This is a genomic window from Haloferax sulfurifontis (assembly GCF_014635105.1).
GTDB classification, from domain to species: domain Archaea; phylum Halobacteriota; class Halobacteria; order Halobacteriales; family Haloferacaceae; genus Haloferax; species Haloferax denitrificans.
The window spans coordinates 456,654-472,479 of record NZ_BMCI01000002.1 but is presented as its reverse complement, the minus strand read 5'-3'; the positions used below and the strand labels follow the sequence as shown (position 1 = coordinate 472,479).

General features: G+C 67.2%; 17 protein-coding genes. 4 read left to right on the top strand and 13 right to left on the bottom strand.

What is annotated here, in order from left to right; all coding sequences use genetic code 11:
* Positions 1-65: 65 nt before the first annotated feature.
* The 3 genes from IEV64_RS06975 to IEV64_RS06965 form a co-directional block, all read right to left on the bottom strand.
* Complete coding sequence (locus IEV64_RS06975) at positions 66-1,073, bottom strand: WD40/YVTN/BNR-like repeat-containing protein (protein ID WP_188423508.1); 1,008 nt, start codon at positions 1,071-1,073, stop codon at positions 66-68.
* 66 nt (positions 1,074-1,139) lie between these two features.
* A complete protein-coding gene (locus tag IEV64_RS06970; protein ID WP_007274969.1) occupies positions 1,140-1,943 on the bottom strand; it encodes an ABC transporter permease subunit in 804 nt (267 codons plus the stop codon).
* A complete protein-coding gene (locus IEV64_RS06965; protein WP_007274970.1) occupies positions 1,936-2,940 on the bottom strand; it encodes an ABC transporter ATP-binding protein in 1,005 nt (334 codons plus the stop codon). The genes IEV64_RS06970 and IEV64_RS06965 overlap by 8 nt, the downstream gene beginning before the upstream one ends.
* Before the next feature lie 132 nt (positions 2,941-3,072).
* Here IEV64_RS06965 and IEV64_RS06960 point away from each other — a divergent pair, with 132 nt between their 5' ends.
* Positions 3,073-5,025 (top strand): COG1361 S-layer family protein, encoded by a 1,953-nt coding sequence (locus IEV64_RS06960; protein WP_188423631.1) that lies wholly within the window; start codon positions 3,073-3,075, stop codon positions 5,023-5,025.
* 64 nt (positions 5,026-5,089) lie between these two features.
* Here IEV64_RS06960 and IEV64_RS06955 read toward each other — a convergent pair whose 3' ends face one another.
* The 3 genes from IEV64_RS06955 to IEV64_RS06945 form a co-directional block, all read right to left on the bottom strand.
* On the bottom strand, positions 5,090-5,512 hold the full coding sequence (locus IEV64_RS06955) for a DUF8059 family membrane protein (RefSeq protein ID WP_007274972.1): 423 nt from the start codon (positions 5,510-5,512) through the stop codon (positions 5,090-5,092).
* A gap of 128 nt (positions 5,513-5,640) precedes the next feature.
* Entirely contained in the window at positions 5,641-8,589 is a 2,949-nt protein-coding gene (gene uvrA, locus IEV64_RS06950) for an excinuclease ABC subunit UvrA (protein ID WP_188423507.1), read from the bottom strand.
* A 120-nt stretch (positions 8,590-8,709) separates the two neighbouring features.
* Complete coding sequence (locus IEV64_RS06945; RefSeq protein ID WP_004969075.1) at positions 8,710-9,066, bottom strand: cell division protein SepF; 357 nt, start codon at positions 9,064-9,066, stop codon at positions 8,710-8,712.
* Positions 9,067-9,285: 219 nt separating this feature from the next.
* Between IEV64_RS06945 and IEV64_RS06940 the strand changes: the two genes are divergently transcribed.
* Positions 9,286-9,972: a DUF1028 domain-containing protein gene (locus IEV64_RS06940; protein ID WP_007274974.1), complete on the top strand. Its 687-nt coding sequence runs from the start codon at positions 9,286-9,288 to the stop codon at positions 9,970-9,972.
* A gap of 43 nt (positions 9,973-10,015) precedes the next feature.
* On the opposite strand, the gene IEV64_RS06935 is transcribed toward IEV64_RS06940, so the two are convergent.
* Entirely contained in the window at positions 10,016-10,495 is a 480-nt protein-coding gene (locus IEV64_RS06935) for an RNA-binding protein (protein ID WP_004969073.1), read from the bottom strand.
* 161 nt (positions 10,496-10,656) lie between these two features.
* On the opposite strand from IEV64_RS06935, the gene IEV64_RS06930 reads away from it, so the two are divergent.
* Positions 10,657-10,959 (top strand): DUF7562 family protein, encoded by a 303-nt coding sequence (locus tag IEV64_RS06930; RefSeq protein WP_004969072.1) that lies wholly within the window; start codon positions 10,657-10,659, stop codon positions 10,957-10,959.
* 120 nt (positions 10,960-11,079) lie between these two features.
* Positions 11,080-12,399 carry an RNB domain-containing ribonuclease gene (locus IEV64_RS06925; protein WP_188423506.1) on the top strand — a complete coding sequence of 440 codons (1,320 nt, stop codon included), beginning with the start codon at positions 11,080-11,082 and terminating at the stop codon, positions 12,397-12,399.
* A gap of 137 nt (positions 12,400-12,536) precedes the next feature.
* Here the strand turns inward: IEV64_RS06925 and IEV64_RS06920 are convergent, their stop codons facing one another.
* The 6 genes from IEV64_RS06920 to IEV64_RS06895 all read right to left on the bottom strand — a co-directional run bounded on the left by IEV64_RS06920 (position 12,537) and on the right by IEV64_RS06895 (position 15,773).
* Positions 12,537-12,776 carry a DUF7385 family protein gene (locus IEV64_RS06920; RefSeq protein ID WP_004969070.1) on the bottom strand — a complete coding sequence of 80 codons (240 nt, stop codon included), beginning with the start codon at positions 12,774-12,776 and terminating at the stop codon, positions 12,537-12,539.
* A gap of 96 nt (positions 12,777-12,872) precedes the next feature.
* A complete protein-coding gene (locus IEV64_RS06915; protein WP_007274976.1) occupies positions 12,873-13,247 on the bottom strand; it encodes a hypothetical protein in 375 nt (124 codons plus the stop codon).
* 814 nt (positions 13,248-14,061) lie between these two features.
* On the bottom strand, positions 14,062-15,063 hold the full coding sequence (locus IEV64_RS06910; RefSeq protein ID WP_188423505.1) for a tyrosine-type recombinase/integrase: 1,002 nt from the start codon (positions 15,061-15,063) through the stop codon (positions 14,062-14,064).
* Positions 15,060-15,293: a DUF7389 domain-containing protein gene (locus IEV64_RS06905; protein ID WP_188423504.1), complete on the bottom strand. Its 234-nt coding sequence runs from the start codon at positions 15,291-15,293 to the stop codon at positions 15,060-15,062. Before IEV64_RS06905 ends, IEV64_RS06910 begins: the two co-directional genes overlap by 4 nt.
* Complete coding sequence (locus IEV64_RS06900) at positions 15,290-15,481, bottom strand: hypothetical protein (protein ID WP_115860522.1); 192 nt, start codon at positions 15,479-15,481, stop codon at positions 15,290-15,292. Before IEV64_RS06900 ends, IEV64_RS06905 begins: the two co-directional genes overlap by 4 nt.
* 106 nt (positions 15,482-15,587) lie before the next feature.
* The gene (locus IEV64_RS06895; protein WP_042666125.1) at positions 15,588-15,773 is read right to left on the bottom strand and encodes a ribbon-helix-helix domain-containing protein; all 186 of its coding nucleotides are present in this window, start codon (positions 15,771-15,773) and stop codon (positions 15,588-15,590) included.
* Between the last annotated feature and the right edge of the window lie 53 nt (positions 15,774-15,826).

Below are 15,826 nucleotides of genomic sequence, written 5' to 3'. Positions count from 1 at the left end.
CGCCGCGCCGACCAATGAATCTTCTCGCTTCGGACGAGGGGACCGCCCCGACGGAAACCGCCCGGCTACGCGACGACCGCCAGCCCCGCCGCGGTCCGCCGCGTCCCGTCCCACGGGACGACGATTCGGTCCCACGAGTCGCCGAAGTCGGTCGTCCGGTAGAGCCCGCGGTCGTTCGCGGCGTAGCACTCGCCGCCGGTTCGTCCGGCGGCCAAGACCGCGCGGGTCGCGCCCGGCCCGGTCGGCAGGCCGGTCTCGTCGAGGCGTTCCCACTCACCATCGCCGCCACCGTCCCGCGACGCCCGGCGGTAGAGATACGCCTCCGCCGACTCGACCCGGTGGGCTCGCATCGGGCCGGAGGCGGCCGTCAGGAGCACCGACTCCGGGTCCGCGGGGTCGACGACGACGCTCCAGCAGTAGCCGTGTCCGAGCCCCGCGGTCGGCGACGTCCACGTCTCGCCCGCGTCGTCGGTCTCGGCGTAGCCGTCGCCCGCGGCGACCCAGACGCGGCCCGGTCGGTCCGGGTGCGTCGCCATCGAGTGCGTGTCTCGCTTCCCGGACGGCACGCGGTCTTGCCACGTCTCGCCGCCGTCGAAAGAGCGGACGAGCGCCCCGGCTTCGACCGCGACGAACAGCCGGTCGGGGTCGGTCGGGTCCGGCTCTATCCAGCGGACGTGGTGGGTGTGCGGGCGGGGCGGAAACGCCCACGACGACGCCGAGTCGAGGTCCGAAAGCGGCGCGAGTTCTGCCCACGTCTCCCCGCCGTCGAGCGAGCGGAAGACCGCCGAGGGCTCGGTGCCGGCGTAGACCACGTCGGGGTCGGCCGGGGAGACGGCGAGGCTCGTCACCGACTCGGGGAGCGCGTCGGTGCCGACCGCGGACCACGACGCCCCGCCGTCAGTCGTTCGGAAGACGCCGGCGTCGAACGTTCCGCAGAACGCCCGGCCCGGCGCGCCCGGGTCGGCCGCGACGCACTCGATTCGGTGCTCGTCGAGTCGCCGGCGGGCGGTGAAGTCGTCGGGCGAACCCGAGACCGCGAGCGCCGCGCCGTTGGCGGCGGCGTAGAGATGCATGGGGGACGTAGGCGTTCCACGGTGAAAAAGCGGGCGCGGGCCGCGTCCGGGGCGACGGGATGACGACTACGACAGGTCGCGTCGCTCGAACAGCTCGGCCGCGAGGACGACGAGGGCGCACGTCACGGCGACGAGCACGGCGACGCCGCCCCAGTCCACGTCGCCGGCGACGAGGAGTTCGCCGGGGTCGAGATAGCGCGTGAGCGACAGGGCTCCGAGGAACTCGTAGTCGGTGTCGACCGTCAGGGAGTCGAGGAGGAACGTCCCGAAGACGACGCCGATGGCCGCGCCCTGCGCCCGGCGGACGCGCCCGAAGAACGCCGACGCGAGGAGGCCGACGGCGACGCAGGCGACGAGGTAGAGGCCGCCGACGGCGTGGACCGCGAGGAGGCGGCCGAGGTGAATCTCCTCGTCGATGAGGCCCGCGCCGACGACGACGGCCGCGAGGAGCGCGAGGTCGACGACGGCGACCGCCGGGAGCATCGCGAGGAACTTGCCGACGACGAACCGGGTGCGCGAGACGGGCCGCACGAGGACGAGCTCGACCGACTGGCGGTCGACCTCGCCGGCGACGAGCGACCCCGCGGCGTAGGCGAAGTAGCTCCCGACGATGAGGAGCCAGACGAGCTGGTAGAGTTCGACCACGAGGTAGCCTTCCAGCGAGGAGATGTCGGTGATGCTCCCGACGAACGCCGACTGCAACTCCTCGGGATACGACTCCAGCAGTTCGGCGAAGTCGATGTCGGACTCGCCGAACGACGGGTAGACGGCGATGGTGAGCCCGGCGGTCGCCACGAGGAGCACGCAGACGACGAGGAGGCCGCGCCGTCGCCGGGCGAACTCGAAGGCCGCGATGTCGAGTTCACGCATCCGCGGACTCCTCGGCATCCGCGGGCGACGGCTCCGCGGCGGCATCGCTCTCGCCGTCGCGGGAATCAGCGTCGGCGGCGTCGGCATCGGCGTCGTCCTCGCGTTCCGCCTCGCTCTCGTCGTAGAAGTGCATGAACACGTCTTCGATGGCCGTCTCGCGGACTTCGAGGTCGTCGACGCGGTAGCCGTCGAGGGCGTCCACGAGGGCGTCGTAGTTGCCCGAGGTGACGAGTCGGAGCGAGCCATCGGGTTCGATGCGCGCGTCGATGGTCTCGGGGAACTCGAAGTCCGCGAGGTCGATGGCGTCGGGCGACCGGACCGTGACGACCTTCCCGCTTCGGGCGAGCAGGTCGTCGATGTCCTCGACGGCGACGAGCCGACCGCCGCGGATGATGGCGACCCGGTCGCAGACCTCGCGGACCTCCCCGAGGATGTGCGTCGAGAAGAACACCGTCACCCCGCGGTCGCGCTCCTCGCGGAGGAACTCGTAGAACTCCTGTTGGACGAGCGGGTCCAGCCCCGAGGTCGGCTCGTCCATCACGACCACCCGCGGGTCGTGCATGAACGCCTGCACGATGGCGAGTTTCTGGCGGTTCCCGCGCGAGTAGGCCCTGACCGGCCGGTCGAGCGGCACCGGAAAGCGGTCGAGGAGTTCGTCGCGCCGGGCGTCGCCGGAGAGCCCGGCGAAGTAGTCGAGCGTCTTGCGGCCGCTCACGTCGTCGTAAAACCGCGGGTCGCCGGGGATGTGGCCGACGCGCGCGAGCACGTCGAGGAAGCTGTCCCGGTCGTCCACCGGGACGCCGAGAATGCGCGCCGTGCCGTCGGTCGGTTTGAGCAGGCCGAGAAGCAGACGAATCGTCGTGGACTTCCCCGCGCCGTTGGGGCCGAGAAAGCCGAACAGCTCGCCCTCCGGGACCGAAAACGAGAGCTCTTCGACCCCGCGAACGTCCCCGTAGAACTTCGTCAGACCGTCGATGTCGATGGCGGGGACGGACATACTACACGTAGGCGCGCCCCGAACGTATCCCTTGCGTGACGTTACCGCCGGCCGAGAGTCGAGCGTGTTGTTAAGATTACATACCGCGTATCTATGGTGACTGAAGCGGGGTCGCCCGCCCGTCTCCTCACCATGACTCCCCGCGGCCGGCGCGCGAGCGCGGCGCTCCTCGCCACCCTACTGGTCCTGTCCGCCCTCCTCGGTGCAACGGGGAGCGCCGCGGCCGTCAGTCAGGTGGCCGGAAGTCCCGACCTCACGATTATCGCGCCGGAGAACCGACTCGTCGCGGGCACCGAGACCGCGGTCGAGGTGTTCGTCGTCAACAGCGGGACGGTCACGGACGACGGCCCCGAGGAGTACGAGGCGCTCGTCCAGACGGCCCGCGCGCTGACCATCAGCGCGGATTCGAGCGGGCCGATTACGGTCCTCAGCGGCGAGGTTCCCGTCGGGACCGTCCCCGAGGGCGTCGCCGGGCCGGTGTCGCTCCGCCTCCGCGTCGCCGAGGGCGCTCGCCCCGGAACCTACGACATACCCGTCACGTTCAGCTACGACTACACCGCCTCGGTGTTCGTGGACGGCGACGACGTCGACGCCACCCACCGGAGCCGAACCGTCACGCGGGACCTCGAAGTCGTCGTCGAGCGCCGCCCCGCGTTCGAGGTCCGGACGGTCGACGCCGCCCTCGCGGTCGGCGACAGCGGGACCCTCGCAATCGACATCGAGAACGTCGGCCCCGTCGGGGCCGCGGACGCGACCGTGACCGTCGCCTCGACGGACCCGGAGATAACGTTCGGGAGCGGCGTCGCCTCCGCGGAGACCTTCGTCGGCGAGTGGGACGCGGGCGCGACAGAGCGCGTCGAGTTCCGCACCCGCGTCGCCGACGACGCCATCGTCCGCGACTACTCGGTCGAATTGACCGTGAGCTACCGCGACGAGGACGGCCAAACGCGGACCTCGCGGGCGTTCGTCGCCGGGGTTCGGCCGACCCGCGGGGCCGACTTCGAACTCGCGGACGTGGACGCCGCGGTCGCCGTCGGCGACACCGGCACGCTGACGCTCGAACTCGTGAACGTCGGCGACGCGACCGCCGCGGCGACGACCGTCGGCGTAGCGTCTTCCGACTCCGAGGTGACCTTCGGGGCCGGCGCGCCCGCCGCGGAGGCCTACGTCGGCGCGTGGGAACCCGGCGAGACGAGGCGCGTGAGCTTCCGCACCCGCGTCGCCGACGACGCCCTCGCCCGGCCCTACTCGCTCGACGTGACCGTCTCGTTCCGCAACCCCGGCGGCGACCGGAAGACCCAGTCGCTCGTCGCCGGTCTCGACCCCGGTGCCGGCCCGGCGTTCGCCGTGACGGTCGACGAGAGCACGCTCAGAGTCGGCGGCGTCGGTCGGGTCGTCGGCACCGTCGAGAACGTCGGCGGGACCGAGGCCCGCGACGTGGTGCTCCGCCTCGAAACCGAGGACCCGGCGCTGACGCCGACGGACGTCGACGTGACCGTCGGCACGCTCGCGCCCGGCGAGTCGGCCGAGTTCGAGTACGCCATCGGCATCGCCGAGGGGTCGACGCCGGGGACGCGCCGACTCCCGTTCGTCGTCGAGTACCGACCGCCGGGCGACGAACTGCGCGCGGCCGACCGGACCGACGTGCTCGCGGCGGTGCGCACCGACGACCCCGCCGTCGCGGTCGAACCGCGGAACGCGACGTTCGAGGTGGACTCGACCGGTCGGCTCGTCCTCGCGGTGACGAACACCGAGTCGACGCCGCAGACCGACGTGACGGTCAGACTCGTCGTCGAGGAGCCGCTTTCGAGCGAGGACGCCGTGGCGTTCGTCCCCCGGCTCGACGCCGGCGAGACGCGGCTCGTCGTCTTCGACCTCGAAGTGAGCGGCGACGCCGTCCCGAAGACGCAGGTCGTCGGCGTCAACGTGAGCTACGAGGACGACGCCGGCAGACGGCTCTCGACGGGCACCCAGCAGGTCGCCGTCGAGGTGGTCCAACCGGCGACGACGTTCCCCGTCCTCCCGGCGCTCGTCGTGGCGCTCGCGCTCGCGGGCGTCGGCTACTGGTGGTACCGGAGGCGCTGAGGCCAGCGGTGACGCTTCTGGCGGCGCTGAGGATGTCGTCGCCGAAAAAAGCCGAAGCGCGCGTTCAGTCGTCGGCCGGCGTCGCGGGACCGGACATCCCGCCGGGCGTCGTCGGCTCGCTGACCCACGCCTGCCACGCCATGATGAGCATGGAGACGATGAGACAGAGCCCCCACAGGAACGTCGTCGGAATCAAAAAGAGCAGTCCGAAGCCGACGCCGACCCAGATAGTGAGCGGCAACAGCCACTGCCCGACGACGAACAGCCCGCTCACCGCCGCCCGGAGTCGCCCCGTCAGCGCGAACGCGTCGACCGCAAAGCCCATCACGACCGCGAGAATCGAGAGCACGCCCAAGTGCGCGTGGCCGCCCACCAGCCACGACGGCACGCCTCCCGATTCCAGTAGCGTGTACTGGTACAGCCCCACCACCATCATCGTCGCGAGCCCGAGGAACCCCGACGTTTTGAGTATGCGAGACATACACATAGTCCTGATGTGAAACGGTCAGAAATGTCTTTCCCCAGAGTAGTTTGATTGGCGAAAGCAAGCCGCCTGCGAGCGACCGTTAGTGCGAGACGGGCGTCGAAAAAACAGAACTCCGCAGTGCGGCCGTCTCAGTCGTCGTTCGCCACTTTCGCGGGCTTGCGGCGGTCCGAACGCGGGCCCTCTTCGTCCACGTCGGGGAGGTAGTCGCGGAGGTACCGACCCGTGTGGGAGTCGGGGTTCTCGGCGACTTCCTCGGGCGTGCCGCTGGCGACGATAGTTCCGCCGCCCGCGCCGCCCTCGGGGCCGAGGTCGACGATGTGGTCGGCGTTCTTCACGAGGTCGAGTTCGTGTTCGACCACGAGGACGGTGTTGCCGTTGTCGACGAGGCGCTGGAGCACCTCGATGAGCTTCCGCTCGTCTTCCTTGTGGAGACCCGTCGTCGGCTCGTCGAGCAGGTAGAGCGTGTCACCGGTCTGCTTCTTGCCGAGTTCTTCCGCGAGTTTGACGCGCTGGGCCTCGCCGCCGGAGAGGGTGGTCGACGGCTGGCCGAGCTGCATGTAGCCGAGGCCCACGTCGTGGAGCAGTTGGAGGCGGCGACGAATCTGCGAGTTCGCCTCGAAGAAGTCGAGCGCCTCGTCGACCTCCATGTCGAGCACGTCGGCGATGGTCTTGTCCTTGTACGTCACGTCGAGCGTCTCGGCGTTGTAGCGCGCGCCGTTACACTCCTCGCAGGGGACGTACACGTCCGAGAGGAAGTTCATCTCGATTTTGACGTTGCCCTGTCCCTTGCAGGCCTCACAGCGGCCGCCCTTGACGTTGAAGGAAAAGCGGCCCTTCTCGTAGCCGCGCTGTTTCGAGAGCTTCGTCTCGGCGAACAGCTCGCGGACGTAGTCGAAGACGCCGGTGTACGTCGCCGGGTTCGACCGCGGGGTGCGGCCGATGGGCGACTGGTCGATGAGCCGCACCGTCTCGATTTCGTCGTAGCCCTCGATGGCGTCGTGCTCCCCGGGGTCGACGGAGGTGTTGTCGTTCATCCGGCGGGCCAGTCCCTTGTAGAGAATCTCGTGCATCAGGGTGGACTTGCCCGACCCCGAGACGCCGGTGATGGCCGTGAACGTCCCGAGGGGAATCGGCACGTCGAGGTCGGCGAGATTGTGCTGGCGCGCGCCGCGGACGACGAGTTCGCCCTCGCCGTCGCGCCGCGTGTCGGGCACGTCGATGTCCTTGCGGCCCGAGAGGTAGTCGGCCGTGATGGAGTCGTCGGCCGCGACGATGTCGTCGAAGTCGCCCTGCGCGACGACCTCGCCGCCGCGCTTGCCCGGGCCGGGGCCCATGTCGATAATCTCGTCGGCCCGGCGCATCGTCTCCTCGTCGTGTTCGACGACGATGAGGGTGTTCCCGAGGTCGCGGAGGCCTTCGAGCGTGTTGAGCAGTTTGTCGTTGTCGCGCTGGTGGAGGCCGATGGACGGCTCGTCGAGGACGTAGAGGACGCCCACGAGGCCGGAGCCGACCTGCGTGGCGAGGCGGATGCGCTGGGACTCGCCGCCCGAGAGCGTTGCGGCCTCGCGGTCCAAGGTGAGGTATTCGAGGCCGACCTCGGTCATGAAGCCGAGGCGGGCGCGAATCTCCTTGAGAATCTCCTGTGCGATGGTGCGGTCGCGCTCCGAGAGGTCGGCTTCGAGCCCCTCGAAGTGTTCGAGCGCGCCCGCGATGGTCATGCGGTTGACCTCGGGGAGCGTCGTGCCGCCGACGCGGACGTGGCGGGACTGCTCTTTGAGCCGCGAGCCGTCGCAGTCGGGACAGGTCGTGACGGCCATGAACTCCTCGATGTGGTCGCGCGTCCGGTCGGAGTCGGTCTCGACGTGGCGGCGTTCGAGGTTGCCGACGACGCCCTCGAAGGGGTGTTCCTTGTGGCGCGTGCCGTTCTTCGTCGTCCACTCGAACACCACGTCCTCGGTCGTGCCGAACAGGAAGGCGTCCTGCACCTCGTCGGAAAGCTCCTCGAACGGCGTGTCCACGCTGACGCCGAAGTGGTCGGCGACGTTGTCGAGCTGGCGGCGGTAGTACGTCCGGTTGTAGCTCCACGGCTCGAAGACGTGCTTGAGCGGCTTCGACGGCTCGGTGACGATGAGGTCGGGGTCGACCTCCTTGGCCTTACCGAGGCCCTCGCACTCCGGGCAGGCCCCGTGGGGGCTGTTGAACGAGAACGACCGCGTCTCGATTTCCGAAAAGCGGAACGACGAGTTCGGGTTGCCGAGCTCCTCGGAGAACTCGACGACGAGACGGTCGTCGCTCTCGCCCGCGAGCGACCCGGTCGACCGGGTGTTAGAGGCGAAGGGGAGGTCTTCGGGCGGGTCGGGGACGATGAGTTTGAGGACGCCGCCGGCCTCGTCGAGGGCGGTCTCGACGGAGTCGGCGATGCGCGAGCGCGCCTCTGGGGCGACCTTCACGCGGTCGACCACCACGTCGATGGTGTGGTCGTAGTTCTTGTCGAGTTCGGGCGTCTCGAACGAGAGGTCGAACTCCTCGCCGTCGACCTCGACGCGGGCGTAGCCCTCGGAGACGAGCTCCGAAAACAGGTCTTTGAACTCGCCTTTCTGGTCGCGGACGACCGGCGCGACGACCTTCGCGCGGGTGCCCTCGGGGAGTTCGAGAATCTGGTCGACCATGTCCTGTGCGGACTGCTCGCCGACCTCCTCGCCCGTGATGGGGTCGTACTGGGTGCCCACGCGGGCGTACAACAGGCGGAGGTAGTCGTGGAGTTCGGTGACGGTCCCGACGGTCGACCGGGGGTTGTTGGCCCCGTTCTTCTGGTCGATGGAGATGGCGGGCGAGAGGCCCTCGACGGCCTCGACTTTCGGCTTGTCCATCTGGCCGAGGAAGTTCCGCGCGTAGGCCGAAAGCGACTCGATGTACCGCCGCTGGCCCTCCGCGTAGACGGTGTCGAACGCGAGGGAGGACTTGCCTGACCCCGACAGGCCGGTGACGACGGTGAACGTCTCGCGGGGGATGCGAACGTCGAGGTTCTTGAGGTTGTGCTCTTCGGCACCGCGAACCTCGATGTAGTCCTTGCTCATTCGGACGACTCTAGGAACGAGAGGACCGAATAGCCATCGGTTCGGGCCGTTCGAACCGCATCGCTCGCGTCTGCGAGTCGGGGAGAAATCGGAGCGGAAGGGAGGTGTCGTCCGCCGGCGTCAGCCGTTGAGCTTCTGCCGCGAGATGGAGATGCCCGTGGGCGTGATGACGATCTGGTCGTCGCCCTTCTGGACGATGTCGCCGTCGACCTCGCGCGCGACCTGTCGGAGGTCGTCGATGATGTGTTCCATCGTGTTGTCGGAGGTCGTGTGGCGGGTGATGTCCGCGATGACCAGATTGCCGTCGTAGACGGCGTCCTTGATGGCGATAACGTCCTGCTGGCCGCCGATTTCGGCGATGTGAACCGAGAGACCGGCGTCGCCGCGAGCGGTGTCGAAGTCGTCGAGGTCGAGTTCGACGTAGTCCTCGGTCGTTCGGGAACCACCACCACCGAGAATCTTACTCATGATACCCATAGGACGTAGAGAGGCCACAACGGGGTTAGTTCTTACGTCAGACGACTATCGGTTTTCAGACATTTCTCCCCCCGGCGGCCCGCCGAATCGGCGGCAGTACCGTCACACGAGGGTGGTGTCGCGGGAGGCGTCGATTCCGGCGGACACCCGACGCGCGCGCCGGCCGCGGCGTTTCGCCGGGTGTTTTTACCTCGCGGCGCGCGGGGGGAGACGAACACGATGACCTTCAGCATCTGCGTCCGCGAGCCGTACGTCGACGCCGACGGCGACGACCAGCACCGCTTCGGCGTCGCCGTGACGACCCGCCTGCCGGGCGTCGGCGCGCTCTGCCCGTTTGCAAGCGAACACGGCGCGGTGGCGACACAGGCGCTGACGAACGTCGAACTCGGGGAGAAGGGCATGGACTACCTCGAAGACGGCCTCGCCGTCGACGACGCCCTGCGGGCGCTGTTGAACGCCGACGACGGCCGGGCGGAACGACAGCTCCACGGCGTCGGCTCCGAGGCGACGTTCGCCTTCACCGGCGACGACTGCCTCGGCTGGGCGGGCCACCGCGAGGGCGACGACTACACCGTCGCTGGCAACCTCCTCGCGGGCGAGGGCGTCGTCGAGGCCACCGCCGACGCCTACGAGCGGAACGCCGACGCCGACGCCGACGAACCGCTCGCGAAACGGCTCATCGACGCGCTCGGCGCGGGACACGCCGCGGGCGGCGACAAGCGCGACGACCTCGCCATCCAGAGCGCGGCGGTCGTCGTGACCTCCACCGAGGACCGCGAGACGGAGCCGTACTACAACGACCTCCGCGTCGACGCGACGGAGACGCCCCTTCGCGACCTCCGCGAGACGTTCTCGATGGCGCGGGAGGGGTACGAGGCGGCGCTGGAGAAGTACGCAGAAGAGTAGCCGGGCGGAGCGCGCCGCGCGCGCCGTGCCTTGGACCGCGGGCTCAGACCGAAAACTCGAAGAGGTCGTCGCCGACGTGGTGGATTGACTCGACGACCTTGCCGGAGTCGCCGACGAGGTCGGCCCCGTCTTCGAGCGCGCGCCCCACGGCGAGCACCTTGCCGTGAGTCTCTTCGGCGATGACGACGAGGTCGCCCGCCTCGATGGTGTCGTCGGCCTCGGTGATGCCGGGGCGCATCACGTCGGCGCCGCTGGAGACGAACGAGACCGCGCCCGCGTCGACCGTGACGACGTTCGTCGTCGGCGGGAACTGGTTCGCGCCCTTGACCGTGAGGAACGGCTGGTCGTCGACGTACATGACCGCCGGCTCGCCGTCGACGAGGACGACCTCGTAGTCGGCGTCGGCGAACTCGACCGCCTCGAACGCGTCGCCGTCGAGGGCGACGCCGAGAGACGATTCGATGGAGTCGCACAGCGCGTCGATCTCGTCGCTTCGGAGGTGGTGGCGGGACTTGACCTTCATACCGGGTCGTGGACGCTCACGGCCGATAAATCGACCGCTCCGCGTCGAGTGGTCGACGGTGGCGACCGCGGCGACTGACGACCGGCGGCCGACCGGCGTCTGACGCGCGGCAGACTGTATCGGGGTAAACTGCTAAGTACGATTGGGTCCACTCCAACGATATGTGGCGCTCCCGGACGAACCGGGACCGGAAGCGTGTCGTGTGCATCGCATGCGGTGACGCAGTCCTCCGGTCGGCGGCGCGCGAGTACGACAAAGAGGGGAACCGCTGGGAACGACACGGCAAGCGGTTCGAACACCTCTGTAAGGCCTGTTACCGGGGACTCTGTCACCAGCCCCGCGAGGAGCTCGAAGGCCTCCTCGTCGACATCGAAGAACACGGCATCTCCAACGAGGAGTTCCTGCTTCGGTACTTCGACGCGGTCAAAGAGCGGTACGAATCGCCCGGCGAGCGCGGTCGCTGAGGTCGGCTCCACCAGTCCGTCACCGAACCGCGCAAACGCGCGCTGACGAGTGATATCGATTCTCGCACGTCGCGGCTCGTGCCCGACACTCATTTCTCCCTGCCCCGTCTAGTCGGGGCTATGTCAGACGACGCGCAGGCGTACGCCGGGACCGCCGAAGGGCAAGGACCGGTGGAGATAGACGCCGAACTCGCGCGACACCTCCAGAACAAGCGCGAGGACCTGTTCGAGGAGTTCGAGATTCGAGACAAGTTCCCGCCGGAAGTCCTCTCGGAGGCGCGTGCGCGCACCGACGGCGTCCACGAGGAAATCGAAGACGAGCTCGAACACCGCAAAGACCTTCGAGACCTCACGACGTGGACGACCGACCCCGTCGACGCCCAGGACTTCGACGACGCCCTGAGCATCCGCGAGAACGAGGAGACGTACACGCTGTGGGTCCACATCGCCGACGTGACCCACTACGTCCACCCCGGCTCGGAGATGTGGGCCGAGGCCGTCAAGCGCGGCAACACCGTCTACCTCCCCGCCTACACTATCCACATGCTCCCGCCGGCGCTGGCCGAGACAGTGTGTTCCCTCGTCCCCGAGGAAGACCGCCTCGCCCACACCGTCGAGATGGAGATCAAGAAGGACACGCTCTCGTTCGAGTCTATCGACATCTACAAGTCCGTCATCCACTCCGACGAACGCCTCACCTACACGCAGTGTGAAAACCGGCTGGAAGACCCCGACCTCTCCCTCCACGAGGAGAACGCGCTGGTCTTCGACCTCGCCGACCAACTCCACGAACAGCGCAAGGAAGACGGCTCGCTCGTCCTCAACCCGAGCCGCGACCGCGCCCACACCATCATCGAGGAGTGCATGCTGAAGGCGAACAAGGCCGTCACGCACGAACTCATGTGGAACCGCGGCGTCGAGGCGATGTACCGCGTCCACCCGCAACCCACTCCCGACCAGTGGGACAAGGCGCTCCGCGAAATCACCGAACTCGACGGCGTGAGCATCAAGTCCACGTCGTGGGACGAGCCCCGGAAGGCCGTCAACGACGCCTTGGAGAGCGCGAACTCCCGCACGCTCAACAAGATTCAGCGCGCCGTGCTGAAGGTCATGCCCCGCGCGAAGTACATGAACGACCCCTTCGGCGGCCACTACGCGCTCAACTTCGACATCTACGGCCACTTCACCTCTCCCATCCGGCGGCTGTCGGACCTCATCAACCACTGGATCGTCCACGAAAACGACGTGCCCGAAGACCTCGTGGAACTCTGTGACCGCGCCTCCGACCGCCAGAAGGACGCCGAGACGGCCGAGCGACTCTACAAGCAGTTCCTCCAAGAAGTCGGCTTGGACCCCTACGCCGTCAACAACCGCGGCATCGTCACCGTCGACGACGACGGCGAGGTCATCGACGAAAACGGCCTCCCGCCGCGCGAATAACCGGGCGGTCGCTCCCGTTCGACCGACTCGCTTTCGACCGACAAAATCACCAGCCGCGACTGGCGAGACGACCGCGGAGCTACGGAGTCGACCGAATGAGAGAGCGAAGCGGCCGACTGCGCTCCCGCCGCGACCGCCTAGTCCTCCTGTTTGTGCGTGAACAGCAACACGTCACCGTCGTGCTGGGTCACACAGAGGTCGAGCATCATGCTCAGTTCGAGACTGTTGTAGTCGTTCTCGCAGACGACCAAGTCGTCGAACGGTTTCTCGCACGCCGGACAGGCGATGGAGACGGTGTTCTGGTAGGTGGTGACGCCCCCGCTGGACTCGTAGGGCGTAAGCGACGACCGGAGTTCGTCGAGTTCCTCGTCGTTCATGGACGTGTTGTGCGCGGGGCGTGCGTATAATTCTTCACGGTCGGACACCGACCGCGGTCGGACGTGACGACGGATTGTCGGCGCACGACTGCCGACTCACGGTGGCCCGGCGTCGTCCAACCCACAGACCCACCGAAAGTGCGGGTGAACCCACGACAGCCCCGCGGCGTTGGCTTCGACCCACGACGACGGGTCGCTCAGCCGACGCGACAGCACCTCCGCGCGCTCCTCGTGGGTCCCCTCCCGGTCGAACGGTATCAGTTCGAGCGTCCGCGACGCGGGGTTGAAGAAGACCGCCCGCTCGGTGGCTTCGTCGAGTCCGACCAGCCGCGAGCCGTTGGCGTCCCGCTGGAGGAGCGCCTGCGCCATGCGGTGTTGGTGGACACCGCCGCGCGTCTCGCGGAGTTTCGAGACGATGGCTCGAAAGAGGGCCGTCGGATCTGACGGGGGTTCGCCTCGTCGTGTTTCCATACCGACGGCCTCGGAGCGAGATGGTAAGAGAGTCCGCCATGAGCGGAGTGAAAGTGTCGGGTTCGGCGGAAGTGAAGGCGTGTCAGCAAGCCAACCGACTCCGCGGCGACGACGCGTCCCCCGCGAGCGCTAAACTCGGGGGTCGCCACGTTGAGTGGCGTCACGAAAATAGCAGTAGCCCAGGCCGTGAGACAAATTGATGATTTAAAAACATTTGTTTGCGTGTGATTATAGTATGGATACCCCTCCAAAAGACTTCATGCTGGGGCGGTCCAGCGCATGGTCCAGTAAATTTGTACTGGTGGTTGTTTCGCTACCCCCTATTGGATTCTCTGCGGTCGTATCACGGTTTCTTGGTGTCAACTCACCAAATTCAATCGTTGAACTCTTCTATTTTCTAAGCACGTTCTGCACCGTACTTCTTATATCAATGTTCAGTACGTACTTCGTGGCATATCAACTCGGCATGGGACAGAAATGAGAAACTGGACGTGCATCTGTCCGCAACGCAGTAGTGATCGCCGGACTCCTAAAGTTACGACTCATAGTCTTGCGTCGCCAAAATAGTAGTGGACTCGCGGGGATATTGAACCACGGTCGCTCCCGTTCGCTCGCGACGCTCGCTCACCTCTCGCTCCCTGATTCAAATCCCCGCTCGAACAGACACTACATCACGCGACGCAGAAGGTACTCGTCTGACTCCTCGCGGAGTCACGACTCGCTGAGTTGCGTCGCGAAAATGGTAGTGGACTCGCGGGGAAGGTCCCGGTCGGGAATCGCACGGGGCTGTGCGGCTGGCAGGTACTGTTGTGACTCATGGCAGGTTCTGGATTCGAACGTTCATCTTCTCGCGCGGGGTCCGCGCGTCGTAGTGCTGGTACAGGATGTCGAGCGACACGTCCGACCGCTCCGAAATCGTCTCCGGCGAGACCTCGCGGTTGAGGTAGGCCGTGATGTGTCCTCGACGAACGGCGTGGGGCGACCGCGACGACGGGCACCGACTCGGATAGCCGTCTGACCCGACCGCGTCGCACGTCGGTCGCTCGCGGTCGTGCGGACACTCGCCGTACTCGCAGGGGCGCGTGAGCTTTCCGACCCACTTGTAGATGGTATCGCCGGTCGGACGCCCGTACTTCGACGTTATCAGCGGGCGGCGGCCGTGGTCGTCGACGACATCGTGCCGATTCGTCGCGGCGTACTCGTCGACGACCTCGAACCACTCGGGACCGAGGTAGACCCACCGCTCGCCCTTCGTGCCGTTCTTCAGAGCGGTATCGGTCTCCGGCCGGTGAACCAACTCGACGGCGTGGTCGTCGGCGTGCAGGTCGCCGACATCGAGCGCCCGAAGCGCACCCCGACGCATTCCGGTCCGCCAGAGCAACGCCATGATGACGTGCTCGCGGCTGGCGTACTGGTAGCGGTCGAGGTAGTCGAGAATCGACTCGGCGCGGTCCGCCGACAGGTGGATGTCGCGCGACTCGGCTCCGTCGGGAAGCTCCGGCGCGTGAACGCGCTCGCGAAGGCCGTCCTCGACGCCCTCGATGTCGGCCCAGAAACCGAGCGCCGCCCGCACGGTGCTCAGTTGCTTCTGGAGCGTGATGGGCGCGATGTCACCTCGGCGCCACGCGACGAAGTCGGCGAGGTCGCGGCCGGACAGGTCGTTCAGGTTCTCGATACCGACCTCGTCGCACCAGTCGAGGAAGTGGTTCAGTCGGGTGCGCGAGTTCTGCAGGGTCGACGCGCGGACGCTCGGTTCGCGGTGACGCAGGAAGCGCGTGACGCCCTCCTCGGGGGAGAGCGGTTCGAGGTCGGTCACGCGTTGACACCTCCGAGTTCCGTCTGGGCGTCGTCGTGTCGACGGCGGCCGTCGGGCTGGATGGTGCGGATGTCGTCGGCCCACTCGCGCAGTCGCTCGCGGGCACCGTTCACCTTCTCGTCGAGTTCTTCGAGCGAGTCGGCCGAGACCTCGACCTGCATCTTCTCTTTGTCCTGCGACCCGGTGCCGCGGGTGACGACGAGCTTCACGTCGAACGCATCGTCACTCATCCTTCCAACACCTGCTCGACGTTCTCGCAGGGGACCCACGACGGAAGTGGACCGCCGCAGAGACGGATGTAGTCGTCGTAGAGGACGATTCGGCCCTCGTGTCGAACAGTCTCGTCGCTACCGCTCTCGAAGTAGAACGCGACTCCGTGAGGGATGACCGCGACCGGCGTCGAGTGAACAGTCGTCACGGTCAGAACACCTCGACGCAGTACGCAACGCTGGACTTACGTGCCGCGCGCGACTGCTCCGAACCGGGGACCGTCGGGTTGCTGGCAGGCACTTTGGCGGGTCCCCTCATGCTTCTGCAGGCGCTTCGTCGGTCAGTTTGTGCTCTGGAACTCTAAACGGTGAGTCAGGTGCCTGACGGATGAGGTGCCGAATGTAGCCAGCACGGCTCATCTTGTGCACTTTCGCTATTTCTTCGATGTCGTCAACCATCTCGATTGGCATCGAGACGGAGACGGTCACATTCCGGGACATTACATCCTGTCTGTATTCATGTATTCACTTAACAATTGGGGACAAGTATACAA

Coding starts and splice junctions, on each gene's coding strand:
- IEV64_RS06975 (WP_188423508.1), bottom strand. CDS start 1,073: ATGCATCTCTACGCCGCCGCCAACGGCGCGGCGCTCGCGGTCTCGGGT.
- IEV64_RS06970 (WP_007274969.1), bottom strand. CDS start 1,943: ATGCGTGAACTCGACATCGCGGCCTTCGAGTTCGCCCGGCGACGGCGC.
- IEV64_RS06965 (WP_007274970.1), bottom strand. CDS start 2,940: ATGTCCGTCCCCGCCATCGACATCGACGGTCTGACGAAGTTCTACGGG.
- IEV64_RS06960 (WP_188423631.1), top strand. CDS start 3,073: ATGACTCCCCGCGGCCGGCGCGCGAGCGCGGCGCTCCTCGCCACCCTA.
- IEV64_RS06955 (WP_007274972.1), bottom strand. CDS start 5,512: ATGTGTATGTCTCGCATACTCAAAACGTCGGGGTTCCTCGGGCTCGCG.
- uvrA (WP_188423507.1), bottom strand. CDS start 8,589: ATGAGCAAGGACTACATCGAGGTTCGCGGTGCCGAAGAGCACAACCTC.
- IEV64_RS06945 (WP_004969075.1), bottom strand. CDS start 9,066: ATGGGTATCATGAGTAAGATTCTCGGTGGTGGTGGTTCCCGAACGACC.
- IEV64_RS06940 (WP_007274974.1), top strand. CDS start 9,286: ATGACCTTCAGCATCTGCGTCCGCGAGCCGTACGTCGACGCCGACGGC.
- IEV64_RS06935 (WP_004969073.1), bottom strand. CDS start 10,495: ATGAAGGTCAAGTCCCGCCACCACCTCCGAAGCGACGAGATCGACGCG.
- IEV64_RS06930 (WP_004969072.1), top strand. CDS start 10,657: ATGTGGCGCTCCCGGACGAACCGGGACCGGAAGCGTGTCGTGTGCATC.
- IEV64_RS06925 (WP_188423506.1), top strand. CDS start 11,080: ATGTCAGACGACGCGCAGGCGTACGCCGGGACCGCCGAAGGGCAAGGA.
- IEV64_RS06920 (WP_004969070.1), bottom strand. CDS start 12,776: ATGAACGACGAGGAACTCGACGAACTCCGGTCGTCGCTTACGCCCTAC.
- IEV64_RS06915 (WP_007274976.1), bottom strand. CDS start 13,247: ATGGAAACACGACGAGGCGAACCCCCGTCAGATCCGACGGCCCTCTTT.
- IEV64_RS06905 (WP_188423504.1), bottom strand. CDS start 15,293: ATGAGTGACGATGCGTTCGACGTGAAGCTCGTCGTCACCCGCGGCACC.
- IEV64_RS06895 (WP_042666125.1), bottom strand. CDS start 15,773: ATGTCCCGGAATGTGACCGTCTCCGTCTCGATGCCAATCGAGATGGTT.